Raw genomic sequence first — 17,750 nt, 5'->3', positions numbered from 1 at the left:
TTATGCTCACCCGCCTGCGCGAAATAGTCGAAAAGGTGGCCAGTGCTCCGCGTCTTAATGAAGCGCTGAATATTCTGGTTACTGACATCTGTCTTGCGATGGATACAGAGGTCTGCTCGGTTTATCTGGCCGATCATGACCGGCGTTGTTATTACCTCATGGCGACGCGGGGGCTTAAAAAACCGCGCGGTCGTACTGTCGCACTCGCATTTGATGAAGGTATCGTCGGCCTGGTTGGCAGGCTGGCGGAACCTATTAACCTCGCTGATGCGCAAAAACACCCCAGTTTTAAATACATCCCCTCGGTAAAAGAAGAACGCTTCCGTGCCTTCCTCGGGGTGCCGATCATTCAGCGTCGTCAACTGCTGGGCGTCCTCGTTGTACAGCAGCGCGAACTGCGCCAATACGATGAAAGCGAAGAATCTTTCCTGGTGACACTTGCCACGCAGATGGCAGCGATTTTGTCACAATCTCAGCTTACCGCCCTGTTCGGCCAGTATCGCCAGACGCGAATTCGTGCGCTACCGGCGGCGCCGGGCGTGGCGATTGCCGAAGGCTGGCAGGATGCGACGCTACCGCTGATGGAGCAGGTGTATCAGGCCTCGACGCTGGATCCCGCTCTGGAGCGTGAGCGCCTGACCGGTGCGCTGGAAGAGGCGGCAAATGAGTTTCGCCGTTACAGCAAGCGGTTTGCCGCTGGGGCGCAGAAAGAGACCGCCGCGATATTCGATCTCTATTCGCACCTGCTTTCCGATGCCCGCCTGCGACGCGAGCTGTTTGCCGAAGTGGATAAAGGGTCTGTGGCCGAATGGGCGGTCAAAACGATCATCGAAAAGTTTGCCGAACAGTTTGCCGCGCTGAGCGACAACTATCTCAAAGAACGTGCAGGCGACCTGCGTGCGCTGGGCCAACGCCTGCTGTTCCATCTCGATGATTCCATACAAGGGCCAAATGCCTGGCCAGAACGCTTCGTGCTGGTGGCTGATGAACTCTCGGCCACCACGCTGGCGGAAATGCCGCAGGACCGGCTGGCGGGCGTTGTTGTCCGCGACGGGGCGGCCAACTCCCATGCCGCGATCATGGTCCGTGCCATGGGGATTCCCACCGTGATGGGCGCCGATATTCAGCCATCGGTGCTGCACCGGCGTACGTTGGTGGTGGATGGCTACCGCGGTGAGCTGCTGGTCGATCCTGAACCGGTATTGATCCAGGAATATCAGCGGCTTATCAGCGAAGAGAACGAGCTCAGCCGACTGGCGGAAGATGACGTCAATTTACCCGCACAGCTGAAAAGCGGTGAGCGGATCAAAGTAATGCTGAACGCGGGACTCAGCCCGGAACATGAAGAAAAGCTGGGCAGTCGTATCGACGGCATTGGCCTGTATCGCACCGAAATTCCCTTCATGCTGCAAAGCGGTTTCCCTTCGGAAGAAGAGCAGGTGGCGCAGTACCAGGGCATGTTGCAGATGTTTAATGACAAGCCGGTGACGTTACGAACGCTGGACGTTGGCGCGGACAAACAGCTGCCGTACATGCCAATCAGCGAGGAGAATCCCTGCCTGGGCTGGCGAGGCATCCGCATTACGCTCGATCAGCCGGAAATCTTCCTTGTCCAGGTGCGGGCGATGCTGCGCGCCAATGCGGCGACGGGCAACCTGAGTATTCTGCTGCCGATGGTAACCAGTATCGATGAGGTGGATGAAGCGCGCCGCCTGATTGAACGTGCGGGCCGCGAAGTGGAAGAGATGATTGGGTACGCGATCCCGAAACCGCGTATCGGCATCATGCTGGAAGTACCGTCGATGGTCTTTATGCTGCCGAATCTGGCGAGTCGTATCGATTTTGTCTCCGTCGGGACTAACGATCTGACCCAGTACGTGCTGGCGGTGGATCGCAACAATACGCGCGTTGCCAGCATTTATGACAGTTTGCATCCAGGAATGCTACGCGCGCTGTCGATGATTGCGCAGGAAGCTGAGCGTAGCGATATCGACCTGCGCGTATGTGGCGAAATGGCGGGCGATCCGATGTGCGTCACCATCCTGATTGGACTGGGTTTCCGCCATCTTTCAATGAACGGTCGTTCTGTGGCGCGCGTAAAATACCTGCTGCGTCGCATTGATTACGAAGAGGCAAAAATCCTTGCCCAACGCAGCCTTGAGGCACAACTGGCAACGGAAGTGCGCCATCAGGTGGCAGCGTTTATGGAGCGTCGCGGCATGGGCGGCCTGATTCGAGGGGGGTTGTAAAAGCGCTATACAGATCTTTTACATCTTCCCGACAGCCTCACAGAACCTCGTATGCTATCATTCGCTCCTTTGGAGCGCCTGTAAGTAGTGGGTGTGCATATCGCTTGCTGAAATTTTTCAGCGAAATAACAAGAACTTGTGGTGACAGATGACCAGTAGCTATCTGCATTTTCCGGAATTCGATCCGGTCATTTTCTCAATTGGACCCGTCGCACTTCACTGGTACGGTTTAATGTATCTGGTCGGCTTTATTTTCGCGATGTGGCTGGCGACGCGCCGAGCCAACCGTCCGGGCAGTGGCTGGACCAAAAATGAAGTCGAAAACTTACTTTATGCAGGTTTCCTCGGGGTCTTCCTCGGGGGGCGTATTGGCTATGTACTGTTCTATAACTTCCCGCTGTTCCTGGATAATCCGCTGTACCTGTTCCGCGTCTGGGACGGAGGTATGTCCTTCCACGGTGGGCTGATTGGTGTGATTCTGGTGATGATTATCTTCGCCAAACGCACGAAGCGCAGTTTCTTCCAGGTCTCTGATTTTATTGCGCCGCTGATCCCCTTTGGGCTGGGGGCCGGGCGTCTGGGCAACTTTATCAATGGCGAACTGTGGGGCCGTGTCGACCCGAATTTCTCTTACGCAATGCTGTTTCCCGGGTCGCGCACTGAAGACATTCTGCTGCTGCAAACCAACCCGCAATGGCAATCTATTTTTGATACCTACGGCTCTTTACCGCGCCATGCGTCTCAGCTCTATGAGATGGCGCTGGAAGGCGTAGTGCTGTTTATCATTCTTAACCTGTTTATTCGTAAACCGCGTCCGATGGGGTCAGTCTCCGGGCTGTTTTTGATTGGTTACGGCGCGTTTCGTATCATTGTTGAATTCTTCCGTCAGCCGGATCAGCAGTTCACCGGTGAATGGGTACAGTACATCAGCATGGGACAGATCCTCTCGATTCCGATGATTGTCGCTGGTGTGATCATGATGGTTTGGGCCTATCGCCGTCGCCCACAGCAACACGTTTCCTGAGGAACCATGAAACAGTATTTAGAACTGATGCAAAAAGTGCTGGATGAAGGCACACAGAAAAACGACCGTACCGGAACCGGAACGCTTTCCATTTTTGGTCATCAGATGCGTTTTAACCTGCAGGAAGGATTCCCGCTGGTGACGACAAAACGTTGCCACTTGCGCTCCATCATCCACGAGCTGCTGTGGTTTCTGCAAGGTGACACCAACGTGGCCTATCTGCACGACAATAACGTCACCATCTGGGACGAATGGGCGGATGAAAACGGCAACCTGGGCCCGGTGTATGGCAAACAGTGGCGCGCCTGGCCAACGCCGGACGGTCGCCACATTGATCAGATCACGACGGTACTGAACCAGTTGAAAAATGATCCTGATTCGCGCCGTATTATCGTTTCGGCGTGGAACGTCGGCGAACTGGACAAAATGGCGCTGGCACCATGCCACGCGTTCTTCCAGTTCTATGTCGCGGATGGCAAACTCTCTTGCCAGCTGTATCAGCGCTCCTGCGATGTGTTCCTCGGCCTGCCGTTTAACATCGCCAGCTATGCGTTGTTGGTGCATATGATGGCGCAGCAGTGCGATCTGGAGGTCGGCGATTTCGTCTGGACCGGTGGTGACACGCATCTGTACAGCAACCACATGGAGCAGACGCATCTGCAACTGACTCGCGAACCGCGCGCACTGCCGAAACTGGTGATTAAACGTAAACCTGATTCCCTCTTCGACTATCGCTTCGAAGATTTTGAAATCGAGGGTTACGACCCGCATCCGGGGATAAAAGCGCCGGTTGCTATCTGACGGCTTTATCCTGTCATAACCGACGCCTTTGCGCGTCGGTTTTTTTTACCCAAATTTTGGTTTTTCGGCGCGGGTTCCTGAAATGATGCAACCTGCTGTAACAGAGTAAATTTCTTTCGTAACGCGCCGAAAAACCTGAATTCTCGCCTCGTGATAACCTCCCGACGCGTCATACTGCCGCCATGAATACACAACAGGGCTATACGCTCATTGAAACGCTGGTCGCGATGCTTATTATTATCAGCCTGAGTGCAACAGGACTCTATGGTTGGCAGCAGTGGCAGCAACAGCAACATCTCTGGCAGACCGCCTGTCAGTTGCGCGATTTCTTGCTGCAGCTACGGGAAGATGCCAACTGGCATAACCGCGATCACATCATTACCGCCATCAGGGAGGACGCGTCATGGTGTCTTGTCAGTTCGACAGCCTCACGAAATACCTGTACGCCGCGCTCGGCGCTCGTTTTTGTGCCGCTCTGGCACGATGTCGAGCTCGTCGGGATTACGGCTTCACTGACGTTTTATGGTCAGCGCAATACCGCGTGGCCGGGGAATATCCGTCTGAAAAATGCGACAGGCGAATGGCGGGTAGTGGTTTCACCGTGGGGACGCATCCGCTTGTGCGAGCGCGACGATACCCAGGGTTGTCGGTGAGTGAACGCGGTTTCTCTCTGCTTGAGGTGCTGATTGCAATGGCGATCAGCAGCGTACTGTTGCTGGGAGCCGCCCGTTTTTTACCGGCATTACAGCGCGATATTTTGCAGCAGACCCGCAGACTCGCGCTGGAGGATGACATGTGGCAGCGGGTGTACACCATTGCGAAACACCTCCAACGCGCAGGATATTGCCACGGTAGCTGTAGTGGTGATGGAGTAAACATTACCAACGCGGGACAGTGTGTCATCGTTCAGTGGGACGCCAACGCGAATGGCGTCTGGGAAAGCGAGCCGGTAAAGGAAGCTGAACAAACCGGGTTTCGCCTGAATGATAACGTGCTGGAGACGCAGCGCGGCGCGAAAACGTGCAGTGGAAAAGGATGGGATAAAATGACCGATCCTGACGTCGTACACATTACGGCATTTGAGGTTGTGCCTCAGGATATCGCGGGCTTTGCACCCGAATTGACCATACATCTGCGCGGCATTAGCCGGAGGGATCCGCAAACCGTGGTCGATGCACGCTACAGCGTTACCGGGTTTAATTTATGAACCACGAACGGGGCGTCTCCTCTCTGGCGCTGGTTCTGCTGCTGTTGGTCCTCGGCAGCTTACTGTTGCAGGGCGTTAACCAGCAGCAGAGCAGTTTTGCTTCACGGGTGACGATAGAAAGTCAGGCTCTGCAACGCCAGGCTGTCGTACAGTCAGCCATGGAGTGGGGCAGGATGCAGCCATGGTCGATAAGCTCGTATAAACCGTGTCGGTACTACGGGGAGGCTAATGTCCCCGTCTGCCTGCGCAGACTCGCCAACAATCGCGTTTTGCTTATTGCCAGCTATCAGGGAACCTCCCTATGGCGAGAAGGCGAGCAACAGGAGGAAAACGTCGTCTTTTCTCTTCATGGCTGGAGCGATTTCTGTCCGCTACGGGAGGTCGCGCTATGCCAGCTCCCCTGAGCCGCCAGTGCGGATTTAGCCTGCCAGAGGTGATACTGGCAATGGTTCTTATGGTGATGGTGGTGACGGCGCTTTCCGGATACCAGCGCGCGCTAATGAACGGTTTTTTCATCAGGAGCCAGTACCTGCAACTCTGGCGTCAGGGCTGGCAGCAGACGCAACTGCGTTCGTTTTCGCCACCTGTTAACTGGCAGGTTAACCGGATGCAGACAACGCAGGCGGGATGTGTCAGCATCAGCGTTACGCTATCTTCACCTCAGGGCAGGCAGGGGAAAATGACGCGCCTGCACTGCCCAAACCGTTAGTTGCCAGGAGTCTCTATGTTAAGGGTCTACCACTCAAATCGTCTGGATGTGCTGGAAGCATTGATGGAGTTCATCGTCGAGCGCGAGCGGCTGGACGATCCTTTTGAGCCGGAAATGATTCTGGTACAGAGTACCGGGATGGCGCAGTGGCTACAGATGACCCTTTCGCAGAAATTTGGTATCGCCGCCAACATAGAATTCCCACTCCCGGCAAGTTTTATCTGGGAAATGTTCGTCCGCGTACTGCCGGAGATCCCCAAAGAGAGCGCTTTCAGCAAACAAAGCATGAGCTGGAAGTTGATGACGCTGCTCCCGCAACTGCTGGATCATGATGATTTCGCGTTACTACGCCACTATCTGACGGACGATACGGATAAACGTAAGTTGTTTCAGTTGTCGTCGCGCGCGGCGGATCTTTTCGATCAGTATCTGGTGTACCGACCGGAATGGCTAACCCAGTGGGAAGCGGGGCGAATGGTCGACGGGTTAGGAGAGGCGCAAAGCTGGCAGGCGCCGCTATGGAAAGCGTTGGTGGAATATACCGATGCGCTGGGACAACCGCGTTGGCATCGTGCCAATCTCTATCAACGGTTTATCCAGACTCTCGAAAATGCTGAACGCTGCCCGCCAGGACTTCCTTCTCGTGTGTTTATCTGCGGGATCTCCGCGCTGCCACCGGTATACCTACAGGCACTGCAGGCGCTCGGTAAACATATCGAGATTCATCTGCTCTTCACCAATCCCTGCCGCTACTACTGGGGCGATATTAAAGATCCGGCGTATCTGGCAAAACTGCTGGCACGTCAGCGGCGACACAGTTTTGAAGACCGTCATTTACCGCTGTTTCGTGACAATGCGAATGCCGAAAGTTTGTTTAACGGCGATGGCGAACAGGATGTCGGTAACCCGATGTTGGCCTCGTGGGGGAAACTGGGGCGCGACTATATTTATCTGCTCTCTGAACTGGAAAACAGCCAGGAGCTGGATGCGTTTGTCGACATTACGCCGGATAACCTGCTGCATAACATCCAGGCCGATATCCTTGAGCTGGAAAACCGCGCAGTGGCGGGCGTGAGTCTGGAAGAGTATTCCCGCAGTGACAATAAGCGACGCCTTGATCCAAACGACACCAGCGTCACCTTCCATGTCTGTCATAGCCCCCAGCGTGAAGTCGAAGTCCTCCACGATCGTCTTCTGGCAATGCTGGAGGCAGACCCAACGCTCACCCCGCGTGACATCATCGTGATGGTGGCGGATATCGACAGCTATAGCCCGTTTATTCAGGCCGTCTTTGGCAGCGCCCCTGCGGAGCGTTATCTACCTTATGCGATTTCCGATCGTCGGGCGCGTCAGTCACATCCGGTGTTGCAGGCGTTCATCAGCCTGCTGTCATTGCCTGACAGCCGTTTTGTTTCTGAGGACGTGCTGGCGCTGCTGGATGTCCCGGTGCTGGCGGCACGCTTCAATATCAGCGAAGAAGGATTGCGTTACTTGCGGTTGTGGGTCAATGAATCGGGCATTCGCTGGGGTATTGATGACGACAATGTGCGCGAACTGGAACTTCCGACAACGGGACAGCATACGTGGCAGTTTGGCCTGACGCGCATGCTGCTGGGCTATGCCATGGAAAGTGCGCAGGGCGAGTGGCAGTCCGTTCTGCCTTACGATGAGTCCAGCGGACTCATCGCCGAACTGGTAGGGCATCTGGCGTCGTTACTGATGCAGCTTAATCTCTGGCGTCGTGGCCTGGCACAGGAACGTCCACTGGAAGAGTGGCTGCCAGTGTGTCGCGAGATGCTCAACGATTTCTTCCTGCCTGACGCTGAAACCGAGGCGGCCATGACGCTGATTGAGCAGCAGTGGCAGGCGACCATCGCCGAAGGTATAGAGGCTAAGTATGGTGATGCGGTTCCGCTATCCCTGCTGCGCGATGAACTGGCGAAGCGGTTGGATCAGGAGCGAATTAGTCAGCGCTTTTTAGCCGGGCCGGTAAACATCTGTACGCTGATGCCGATGCGCTCCATTCCTTTCAAAGTGGTCTGTCTGCTGGGAATGAACGACGGTGTTTATCCGCGCCAGCTTGCGCCGCTCGGTTTTGATCTCATGAGCCAGAAACCAATGCGTGGGGATCGCAGTCGTCGTGATGATGATCGTTATCTGTTCCTTGAAGCCTTAATTTCTGCCCAGCAGTCGCTTTACATCAGCTATATCGGGCGCTCGATCCAGGATAACAGCGAACGGTTTCCTTCCGTGCTGGTGCAGGAGCTGCTCGATTACATCGGACAAAGCCACTACCTGCCGGGTGACGACGCGTTAACCAGCGATGAGAGCGAGAAACGGGTGAAAGCGCATATCGCCCGCCTGCATACCCGTATGCCGTTCGATGCGCAAAACTTCCTGCCCGGTGAACAGCAGAGCTACGCCAGCGAATGGCTACCGGCGGCAAGCCGTCGTGGAGAAGCCCATAGCGATTTTGTGCAGCCGTTAGCCTTTGATATGCCAGAGACGCTGAGTCTGGAAACGCTGCAGCGCTTCTGGGCGCATCCGGTGCGGGCGTTTTTCCAGCAGCGTCTGCAGGTTAATTTCCGCTCCGAAGAGCGTGAGATCCCGGACACCGAACCGTTTACCCTGGAAGGGCTGACCCGTTATCAGCTCAACCAGCAGTTACTGAATACGCTGGTTGAACAGGATGATGCCGAACGTCTGTTCCGTCGCTTCCGTGCGGCGGGGGATCTGCCGTATGGGGCCTATGGCGATATCCTCTGGGAAGCTCAGCATCAGGAAATGCAGACGCTGGCGGACAGGATCGTGGCTTGTCGTCAGCCGAGCCAAAGCCTGGAGGTTGATCTGCACTGCAATGGCGTACAGTTGACGGGCTGGCTGTCGCAGGTGCAAGAAGATGGTCTGTTGCGCTGGCGGCCTTCGTTAATCAGCATTTCACAAGGCGTGCAACTTTGGCTCGAACACCTTGTCTATTGTGCCTGCGGAGGAAAAGGTGAAAGCCGGCTGTTTTTGCGAAAAGACGGAGAGTGGCGATTCCCTCCGCTGGAGCAAGAGCAGGCATTGGGGTATCTGGCGCAATTGATTGACGGATATCGCGAAGGGATGTCCACACCGCTGCTGGTGCTACCGGAAAGCGGCGGCGCGTGGATAAAAACCTGTTATGACGCGGCAAATGATGCCATGTTAGATGACGATGATACGCGTCAAAAAGCCCGCGTGAAGTTTATGCAGGCTTACGAAGGCAACATGGTCGTGCGTGGCGAAGGCGAGGATATCTGGTATCAGCGCCTGTGGCGACAACTGGACTCTGAAACCTTTGAGGCCATTATTTTGCAGTCACAACGTTACCTGCTTCCGCTTTTCAGATTTAATCAGTCGTGATGATTGTATAAAAATTGCGCAATTTTGATGCTTCCTTTATGATGCGTTGCCCTGCTCAGAGAAGCATCCAATGTGTCTTTGCGCAGAAAGAAAGTTAATGATGAGGTTCTTGAATGCCCCGCAGCACCTGGTTCAAAGCGTTACTGTTGTTGGTCGCCTTTTGGGCGCCTTTAAGTCAGGCAGATACCGGTTGGCAGCCCATTGCGGAAACCATCCGTAAAAGCGACAAAGATACCCGCCAGTATCAGGCCGTCCGTCTCGATAATGGTTTGGTGGTATTACTGGTATCCGACCCGCAGGCGGTGAAATCGCTTTCTGCGCTGGTGGTGCCCGTGGGGTCTCTGGAAGATCCCGATGCGCATCAGGGGCTGGCACATTATCTTGAACACATGTGTCTGATGGGATCGAAAAAGTACCCACAGGCCGATAGCCTTGCGGAATACCTCAAATTGCATGGCGGCAGCCACAATGCCAGCACTGCGCCGTACCGCACGGCGTTCTATCTGGAAGTGGAAAACGACGCGCTTACTGGTGCCGTTGACCGCCTGGCCGATGCCATTGTTGAACCGTTACTGGATAAAAAATATGCCGAGCGTGAGCGCAATGCAGTAAACGCTGAGCTGACGATGGCGCGTACCCGTGACGGGATGCGAATGGCGCAGGTGAGCGCGGAAACCATCAACCCGGCTCACCCCGGTTCACGTTTTTCCGGCGGCAACCTGGAAACCTTAAGCGACAAACCGGGTAATCCGGTGCAACAGGCGTTGCGCGATTTTCACAGCAAGTATTACTCCGCCAATCTGATGAAAGCGGTTATCTACAGCAATAAGCCGTTGCCGGAACTGGCAAAGATTGCTGCAGAGACCTTTGGGCGAGTGCCCAACAAGAATATCGAAAAGCCGGAAATTACCGTTCCGGTCGTCACTGATGCGCAGAAGGGCGTTATCATCCATTACGTACCTGCGCTGCCGCGTAAAGTGCTGCGCGTTGAGTTCCGAATCGACAACAACAGCGCGCAGTTTCGCAGTAAAACCGATGAACTGATCACCTATCTGATCGGTAACCGTAGCCCGGGTACGCTTTCTGACTGGCTGCAAAAACAAGGGCTGGTGGAAGGTATTCGCGCGGACTCCGATCCGGTAGTCAACGGCAACAGCGGTGTGTTAGCCATTTCCGCTACCCTGACCGACAAAGGGCTGGCGAACCGCGAAGAAGTGGTCGCGGCTATTTTCAGCTATCTCAATCTGTTACGCGAAAAGGGCGTCGATAAACGCTACTTTGACGAGCTGTCGCATGTGCTTGATCTGGACTTCCGTTACCCGTCGATCACCCGTGATATGGATTACGTCGAATGGCTGGCGGATACCATGATCCGCGTGCCGGTGGCGCATACTCTGGACGCAGTGAACATTGCTGATCAATACGATGCGAAAGCCATTCAGGCGCGTCTGGAGATGATGACGCCGCAAAATGCGCGAATCTGGTACATCAGCCCAAAAGAACCTCACAACAAGACCGCTTACTTTGTTGATGCTCCTTATCAGGTCAATAAAATCAGCGAGCAGACGTTCAGCGAGTGGCAGAAGAAAGCGCAGGAGATAGCCCTGTCTCTGCCGGAACTGAACCCTTACATTCCTGACGATTTCACGCTGATCAAGCCGGAAAAGAAATACGACCGTCCGGCGCTGATTGTCGATGAGCCTAATTTGCGCGTGGTATACACCCCGAGCCAGTATTTCGCCAGCGAACCGAAAGCGGACGTGAGCGTCATTCTGCGTAATCCACAGGCGATGGACAGCGCCAGAAACCAGGTCATGTTTGCGCTGAACGATTATCTGGCGGGAATTGCGCTCGATCAGTTAAGTAACCAGGCGGCGGTGGGCGGCATCGGTTTCTCAACCAACGCCAACAATGGCTTAATGCTCAATGCTGACGGCTATACGCAGCGTCTGCCGCAACTTTTCCAGGCATTGCTTGCAGGTTATTTCAGCTATACCGCAACTGAAGAACAGCTTGAGCAGGCGAAATCCTGGTATAGCCAGATGATGGATTCTGCCGAAAAGGGGAAAGCCTACGAGCAGGCAATTATGCCGGTGCAGATGATCTCTCAGGTGCCTTATTTCTCCCGTGACGAACGGCGTGCATTGCTGCCGTCGATCACCCTGAAAGAGGTGATGGCCTACCGTGAAGCATTGAAAACGGGCGCTCGTCCGGAGTTTCTGGCGGTTGGCAACATGAGCGAAGCGCAGGTCACGACGATGGCGCGGGATATCCAGAAACAGCTGGGGGCGAACGGTTCCGAATGGTGTCGCAACAAAGATGTGCTGGTGGATAAGAAACAGTCTGTCATTTTTGAAAAAGCGGGCAGCAGTACCGACTCCGCGCTGGCGGCAGTCTTTGTCCCTGCCGGTTATGACGAGTATGCCAGCTCGGCCTACAGCGCCATGCTGGGCCAGATTGTCCAGCCGTGGTTCTACAATCAACTGCGAACGGAAGAGCAGTTAGGGTATGCGGTGTTTGCCTTCCCGATGAGCGTCGGACGCCAGTGGGGAATGGGTTTCCTGCTGCAAAGCAGCGATAAACAGCCGCCGTATCTCTGGGAACGCTACAAGGCGTTTTTCCCCACGGCGGAAGCAAAACTGCGGGCAATGGAACCGGAAGAGTTCGCCCAGATTAAACAGGCGATCGTCGCGCAGATGTTGCAGGCACCGCAAACGCTGGGCGAAGAAGCGTCGAAATTAAGCAAAGATTTCGATCGCGGCAATATGCGTTTCGATTCACGTGATAAAATTGTGGCTCAGATAAAACAGCTGACGCCGCAAAAGCTTGCTGATTTCTTCCATCAGGCGGTGGTCGAGCCGCAAGGCATGGCGGTACTGTCGCAGATTTCCGGCGGTCAAAACGGGAAGCCGCACTATGTGCACCCGGAAGGCTGGAAAGTGTGGGACAACGTCAGCGCGTTGCAGCAAACTTTGCCCCTGGTGAGAGAACAGAATGAATGATGTCGCCGAGTCCCTTGATCCCCTGCGCTTGCCCCTCACAGGCGAGCGCCTGATTGAAGCCTCTGCGGGCACCGGCAAAACCTTTACTATCGCGGCGCTCTATCTGCGCCTGCTCCTCGGGCTCGGCGGGTCTTCCGCCTTTCCCCGTCCCCTGACCGTTGAAGAACTGCTGGTGGTAACCTTTACTGAGGCCGCCACCGAAGAGTTGCGCGGGCGTATCCGCAGTAATATTCATGAGCTGCGTATCGCCTGCCTGCGCGAATCGACTGACAACCCCCTTTATGCCCGTCTGCTGGATGAAATCGACGATAAAAAGCAGGCGGCGCAGTGGCTGCTGCTCGCCGAAAGACAGATGGATGAGGCGGCGGTATTCACCATCCACGGTTTTTGTCAGCGCATGCTGAGTCTGAATGCCTTCGAATCCGGCATGTTATTTGAACAACAGCTGATCGAGGATGAATCGCTGCTGCGTTATCAGGCCTGTGCGGATTTCTGGCGCCGTCACTGTTACCCCCTGCCGCGTGAAATTGCCGAGGTGGTGTTTGAAACGTGGAAAGGGCCACAGGCGCTGCTGGCGGATATTAACCGTTACCTGCAAGGGGAAGCGCCGGTTATCAAAGCGCCACCGCCGGATGACGAAACGCTGGCGTCCCGTCATCAGCAGATCGTGCAGCGAATCAATGCGCTTAAGCAACAATGGTGTGATGTGGTGGGTGAACTTGAGGGATTGATGGAAGCCTCAGGCATCGACCGGCGTAAATTTAACCGTGGCAACCAGGGCAAATGGATTGAGAAGATCAGCGCCTGGGCGCAGTCCGCAACGCAAAGCTACCAGTTGCCAGAGGCACTGGAGAAATTCTCTCAGCGTTTCCTTGAGGACAGAACCAAAGAAGGCGGCGTTGTGCCGCAGCATCCGCTGTTTGTCGCGATTGATGAATTACTGGCGGAACCGCTGACGCTCAGAGATCTGATGATCACCCGCGCGCTGGCGGAGATCCGTGAAACGGTGGCGAAAGAAAAACGCCGCCGGGGTGAACTGGGGTTTGACGATATGCTCAGCCGACTGGATAGCGCGCTGCGCAGTGAAAGCGGCGATGCGCTGGCGGCGGCGATCCGTACCCGCTTCCCGGTAGCAATGATCGATGAGTTCCAGGATACCGATCCGCAGCAATACCGTATTTTCCGTCGCATCTGGCAGCATCAGCCAGACACCGCGCTGCTACTGATTGGCGACCCGAAGCAGGCGATTTATGCGTTTCGCGGCGCGGATATTTTTACCTATATGAAGGCCCGCAGTGAGGTCAGCGCGCACTATACCCTCGACACCAACTGGCGTTCCGCACCAGGCATGGTGAACAGCGTCAACAGGCTGTTCGGCCTGATGGACGACGCCTTCATGTTCCGCGAGATCCCGTTCCAGCCGGTGAAATACGCTGAAAAAAACCAGTCGCTGCGTTTTGAATTTTACGGCGAAACTCAGCCCGCAATGACGATGTGGTTGATGGAAGGAGAAAGCTGCGGAATAGGCGATTATCAAAGCTATATGGCGCAGGTGTGCGCTGCGCAGATCCGCGACTGGCTGAAGGCCGGGTTGTGCGGAGAGGCGATGCTTATCAGCGGTCACGACGCGCGTCCGGTGAGCGCGGCGGATATCAGCGTGCTGGTGCGTAGCCGCCAGGAAGCGGCGCTGGTACGCGATGCCCTGACACAACTGGCGATTCCGTCCGTCTATCTTTCCAACCGCGACAGCGTGTTTGAAACGCTGGAAGCGCAGGAGATGCTCTGGCTATTACAGGCGGTGATGGCACCGGAAAAAGAAAATACGCTACGCAGCGCGCTGGCGGCCTCAATGATGGGGTTGAACGCGCGCGACATTGACATGCTCAATGGCAATGAAAACGCCTGGGATCGGGTAGTTGACGAGTTTGTCGGCTACCGTCAAATCTGGCAAAAACGTGGCGTGATGCCGATGCTGCGTGCGCTGATGTCAGCGCGACAGATTGCGGAGAACCTGCTGGCAACGGCGGGAGGTGAGCGTCGCCTGACCGATATTTTGCACATCAGTGAGCTATTGCAAGAGGCCGCTTCGCAACTGGAAAGCGAGCATGCGCTGGTGCGCTGGCTCTCGCAGCATATTCTTGAGCCTGACAGCAATGCTTCCAGCCAGCAAATGCGTCTGGAAAGCGACAGCCATCTGGTGCAGATCGTCACCATCCACAAGTCAAAAGGGCTGGAGTATCCGCTGGTCTGGCTGCCGTTTATCACGAATTTCCGCGTTCAGGATCAGGCGTTTTATCACGACCGCAACTCGTTTGAAGCTGTTCTGGATCTGAGCGAGGCGGACGAAAGCGTGGCGCTGGCGGAAGCCGAAAGGCTGGCGGAAGATTTGCGTTTACTGTACGTGGCGCTGACGCGTTCAGTCTGGCACTGCAGTCTGGGTGTCGCACCTCTGGTTCGTCGTCGGGGCGATAAAAAGGGCGATACCGATGTGCATCAGAGCGCGCTGGGGCGTCTGCTGCAAAAAGGCGAACCGATGGATGCCGTCGGGCTACGCTCGGCGATAGACGCAGTTTGCGATGAGAACATCGTCTGTCGTATCCCGGACGCGGTCAGTATGGAGCCGTTGCCTGGCACCGTTGCGAGCGAGGCGTCTCTGAATGCCCGACGGGTACAACGAACGCCGGGCGACAACTGGCGGGTGACCAGCTATTCCGGCCTGCAACAGCGTGGTCACGGCATTGCACAGGATCTGATGCCGCGACTGGATATCGATGCGACAGGCGTGGGTGAAGTGGTTGAGGAGCCGGAACTGACGCCGCACCAGTTCCCACGCGGCGCATCGCCAGGAACATTTTTACACAGCCTGTTTGAAGATCTCGATTTTACCCAGCCGGTTGAGGCTGCCTGGGTGCAGGAAAAACTGGAGCTTGGTGGCTACGATGCCGACTGGGAACCGGTCATCACCGCGTGGGTGACGGCGATTCTCCATGCGCCACTCAATGAGACTGGCGTCAGTCTGAGCCAGCTTTCTGCGCGTGAAAAACAGGTCGAGATGGAGTTTTATCTGCCCATTAGCCAACCGCTTATTGCGGAAAACCTGGATGCGCTGATCCGCCAGTTTGACCCGCTCTCGGCGGGCTGTCCGCCACTGGAGTTCACCCAGGTTCGCGGGATGCTGAAGGGCTTTATCGATCTGGTATTTCGTCACAACGGGCGCTATTACCTGCTGGATTACAAATCGAACTGGTTGGGAGAAAACAGTGCCGCTTACACCCCAGAGGCGATGGCGGCGGCCATGCAGGCGCATCGCTATGATTTGCAGTATCAGCTCTACACCCTCGCGCTGCACCGGTATCTGCGCCATCGCATCGCAGATTACGACTACGAGCGCCATTTTGGCGGCGTGATTTATCTGTTCCTGCGCGGCGTGGACAGCAAACAGCCGCAGCAGGGGATTTACACTACACGCCCGGCGGGTGAGTTGATTACCCGGATGGACGAGATGTTTGCCGGGGTGGCGCTGGAGGAGGCATCATGACGCTACAGAAGCGATTGCTTGAGGCCGTCGGGCAGAAGCAACTGCGCCCGCTGGATGTGCAATTCGCGCTGGCGGTGACCGGCGAACATGAACCTGCCGTGACGCTGGCAGCGGCGTTACTCAGCCGGGATGCCGGAGAAGGGCACGTCTGTTTACCGCTTTCTCAACTGGCGCTGAATGCAGATAATCCCCCTTTCTATTCTTCATGCCTTAGCGACATTGGCGAACCCGAGAACTGGGAAGAATGCCTGCTCGCTTCCGACGCCGTCAGTCATGGAGAGCGGCCATCGCCGATGGTCCTTTATGGCGACCGTTTGTATCTGAACCGGATGTGGTGCAACGAACGTACCGTTGCTCATTTCTTTAGCGAGGTGAATCGACCCATTGAGGTGGATGAAACCTTGCTGACGCAAACGCTGGAAGCGCTGTTCCCGACGACAAACGAAATCAACTGGCAAAAAGTCGCCGCGGCGGTCGCGCTGACCCGCCGTATTTCGGTGATTTCAGGCGGGCCGGGAACGGGGAAAACAACCACCGTGGCCAGGCTGTTGGCGGCGCTGATCCAGATGGCGGAAGGCGAGCGTTGCCGTATTCGCTTGGCGGCGCCGACGGGTAAAGCAGCGGCGCGTTTGACGGAGTCCTTAGGCAAGGCGCTGCGTCAGTTGCCGCTGACGGATGAACAAAAGAAACGCATCCCGGATGATGCCAGCACTCTGCACCGGTTGCTGGGCGCGCAACCCGGCAGTCAGCGTTTACGCCATCACGCGGGCAACCCGCTACATCTGGATGTGCTGGTGGTGGATGAGGCGTCTATGATCGACCTGCCGATGATGTCGCGCTTGATCGACGCATTGCCGTCGCACGGGCGTATCATTTTCCTTGGCGATCGCGATCAGCTTGCTTCGGTCGAGGCGGGGGCGGTGCTGGGGGATATCTGTGCCTGGGTGAATGCGGGCTATACCCCTGAACGGGCACAGCAACTGGCTCGCCTGACGGGGATGCCCGTTCCGGCAGGTGCTGGAGAAGACGCCGCCACGCTACGGGACAGCCTCTGTCTGCTGCAAAAGAGCTACCGTTTTGGCAGCGATTCCGGCATCGGGCAACTGGCGGCGGCGATTAACCGTGGCGATAAGGCGGCGATAAACGACATTTTCCTGCAAGGCTTCAGCGATATCGATAAACGGACGCTGGAGAGCAGTGAAGATTACACCGCCATGCTTGAAAACGCACTGGCAGGTTATGGACACTATCTGCAACTGCTTCAGGCGCGCGCGGAGCCTGCATTAATCATTCAGGCATTCAATGAGTTCCAACTGCTGTGCGCGCTGCGCGAAGGGCCGTTTGGCGTGAGCGGACTGAATGAACGTATCGAACTGGCTATGCAGCAAAAGCGCAAAATTCATCGCCTGCCACATTCCCGCTGGTATGAAGGACGGCCAGTGATGATTGCCCGTAACGACAGCGCGCTGGGCTTGTTTAACGGCGATATCGGTGTGGCGCTCGATCGTGGGCAAGGATTAAGGGTCTGGTTTGCGATGCCGGATGGCAGTATTAAGTCTGTGCAGCCCAGCCGCCTGCCGGAGCATGAAACGACCTGGGCAATGACGGTGCACAAATCTCAGGGCTCGGAGTTCGATCATGCCGCGCTGGTGTTACCCACGCAGCGCGCGCCGGTGGTGACACGGGAACTGGTGTATACCGCCGTGACCCGCGCACGTCGCCGCCTGTCGTTATATGCCGATGAACGCATACTTGGCAGTGCGATTGCCACCCGAACCGAACGACGCAGTGGGCTGTCGACGTTGTTTAAATGAGAGGTTGCCGGATAAGCCGTTT

At 56.0% G+C, this 17,750-nt stretch carries 11 protein-coding genes; all 11 read left to right on the top strand.

All coding sequences use genetic code 11. The annotated features are described in order from the left end of the window. Nucleotides 1–2: 2 nt before the first annotated feature. The 11 genes from ptsP to recD all read left to right on the top strand — a co-directional run bounded on the left by ptsP (nucleotide 3) and on the right by recD (nucleotide 17,728). The gene (gene ptsP, locus HVZ37_RS18025) at nucleotides 3–2,249 is read left to right on the top strand and encodes a phosphoenolpyruvate--protein phosphotransferase (RefSeq protein ID WP_042999472.1); all 2,247 of its coding nucleotides are present in this window, start codon (nucleotides 3–5) and stop codon (nucleotides 2,247–2,249) included. A gap of 148 nt (nucleotides 2,250–2,397) precedes the next feature. Beyond that, nucleotides 2,398–3,273 (top strand): prolipoprotein diacylglyceryl transferase, encoded by an 876-nt coding sequence (lgt, locus tag HVZ37_RS18020; protein WP_042322421.1) that lies wholly within the window; start codon nucleotides 2,398–2,400, stop codon nucleotides 3,271–3,273. A 6-nt stretch (nucleotides 3,274–3,279) separates the two neighbouring features. Continuing rightward, the gene (gene thyA / locus HVZ37_RS18015) at nucleotides 3,280–4,074 is read left to right on the top strand and encodes a thymidylate synthase (protein WP_042999473.1); all 795 of its coding nucleotides are present in this window, start codon (nucleotides 3,280–3,282) and stop codon (nucleotides 4,072–4,074) included. A gap of 182 nt (nucleotides 4,075–4,256) precedes the next feature. Continuing rightward, nucleotides 4,257–4,727, top strand: a complete 471-nt coding sequence (locus HVZ37_RS18010) for a prepilin peptidase-dependent protein (RefSeq protein ID WP_044254186.1) — start codon at nucleotides 4,257–4,259, stop codon at nucleotides 4,725–4,727. Continuing rightward, nucleotides 4,718–5,281: a prepilin peptidase-dependent protein gene (locus tag HVZ37_RS18005; RefSeq protein ID WP_042999475.1), complete on the top strand. Its 564-nt coding sequence runs from the start codon at nucleotides 4,718–4,720 to the stop codon at nucleotides 5,279–5,281. The genes HVZ37_RS18010 and HVZ37_RS18005 overlap by 10 nt, the downstream gene beginning before the upstream one ends. Continuing rightward, nucleotides 5,278–5,685 (top strand): DUF2509 family protein, encoded by a 408-nt coding sequence (locus HVZ37_RS18000; protein WP_054176843.1) that lies wholly within the window; start codon nucleotides 5,278–5,280, stop codon nucleotides 5,683–5,685. The genes HVZ37_RS18005 and HVZ37_RS18000 overlap by 4 nt, the downstream gene beginning before the upstream one ends. Beyond that, nucleotides 5,670–5,990, top strand: coding sequence for a prepilin-type N-terminal cleavage/methylation domain-containing protein (locus HVZ37_RS17995; RefSeq protein WP_054176844.1), 321 nt, complete (start codon nucleotides 5,670–5,672; stop codon nucleotides 5,988–5,990). Before HVZ37_RS18000 ends, HVZ37_RS17995 begins: the two co-directional genes overlap by 16 nt. A 15-nt stretch (nucleotides 5,991–6,005) precedes the next feature. Then, the gene (gene recC / locus HVZ37_RS17990) at nucleotides 6,006–9,374 is read left to right on the top strand and encodes an exodeoxyribonuclease V subunit gamma (protein ID WP_181627834.1); all 3,369 of its coding nucleotides are present in this window, start codon (nucleotides 6,006–6,008) and stop codon (nucleotides 9,372–9,374) included. Nucleotides 9,375–9,487: 113 nt separating this feature from the next. Then, complete coding sequence (ptrA, locus tag HVZ37_RS17985; RefSeq protein ID WP_181627833.1) at nucleotides 9,488–12,376, top strand: pitrilysin; 2,889 nt, start codon at nucleotides 9,488–9,490, stop codon at nucleotides 12,374–12,376. Beyond that, entirely contained in the window at nucleotides 12,369–15,914 is a 3,546-nt protein-coding gene (gene recB, locus HVZ37_RS17980) for an exodeoxyribonuclease V subunit beta (protein WP_181627832.1), read from the top strand. Before ptrA ends, recB begins: the two co-directional genes overlap by 8 nt. Then, nucleotides 15,911–17,728 carry an exodeoxyribonuclease V subunit alpha gene (gene recD / locus HVZ37_RS17975; RefSeq protein WP_044254207.1) on the top strand — a complete coding sequence of 606 codons (1,818 nt, stop codon included), beginning with the start codon at nucleotides 15,911–15,913 and terminating at the stop codon, nucleotides 17,726–17,728. The genes recB and recD overlap by 4 nt, the downstream gene beginning before the upstream one ends. Nucleotides 17,729–17,750: the final 22 nt, after the last annotated feature.

Source organism: Citrobacter sp. RHB35-C17, assembly GCF_013816795.1.
Lineage (GTDB): Bacteria > Pseudomonadota > Gammaproteobacteria > Enterobacterales > Enterobacteriaceae > Citrobacter_A > Citrobacter_A amalonaticus.
This window is presented reverse-complemented; position numbering and strand designations above follow the sequence as displayed.

Bases quoted from the DNA above. Each gene is read 5' to 3' on its own strand.
- lgt (WP_042322421.1), top strand. From the start codon at position 2,398: ATGACCAGTAGCTATCTGCATTTTCCGGAATTCGATCCGGTCATTTTC.
- recC (WP_181627834.1), top strand. From the start codon at position 6,006: ATGTTAAGGGTCTACCACTCAAATCGTCTGGATGTGCTGGAAGCATTG.
- ptrA (WP_181627833.1), top strand. From the start codon at position 9,488: ATGCCCCGCAGCACCTGGTTCAAAGCGTTACTGTTGTTGGTCGCCTTT.
- recD (WP_044254207.1), top strand. From the start codon at position 15,911: ATGACGCTACAGAAGCGATTGCTTGAGGCCGTCGGGCAGAAGCAACTG.
- thyA (WP_042999473.1), top strand. From the start codon at position 3,280: ATGAAACAGTATTTAGAACTGATGCAAAAAGTGCTGGATGAAGGCACA.
- HVZ37_RS17995 (WP_054176844.1), top strand. From the start codon at position 5,670: ATGCCAGCTCCCCTGAGCCGCCAGTGCGGATTTAGCCTGCCAGAGGTG.
- HVZ37_RS18000 (WP_054176843.1), top strand. From the start codon at position 5,278: ATGAACCACGAACGGGGCGTCTCCTCTCTGGCGCTGGTTCTGCTGCTG.
- ptsP (WP_042999472.1), top strand. From the start codon at position 3: ATGCTCACCCGCCTGCGCGAAATAGTCGAAAAGGTGGCCAGTGCTCCG.
- HVZ37_RS18010 (WP_044254186.1), top strand. From the start codon at position 4,257: ATGAATACACAACAGGGCTATACGCTCATTGAAACGCTGGTCGCGATG.
- recB (WP_181627832.1), top strand. From the start codon at position 12,369: ATGAATGATGTCGCCGAGTCCCTTGATCCCCTGCGCTTGCCCCTCACA.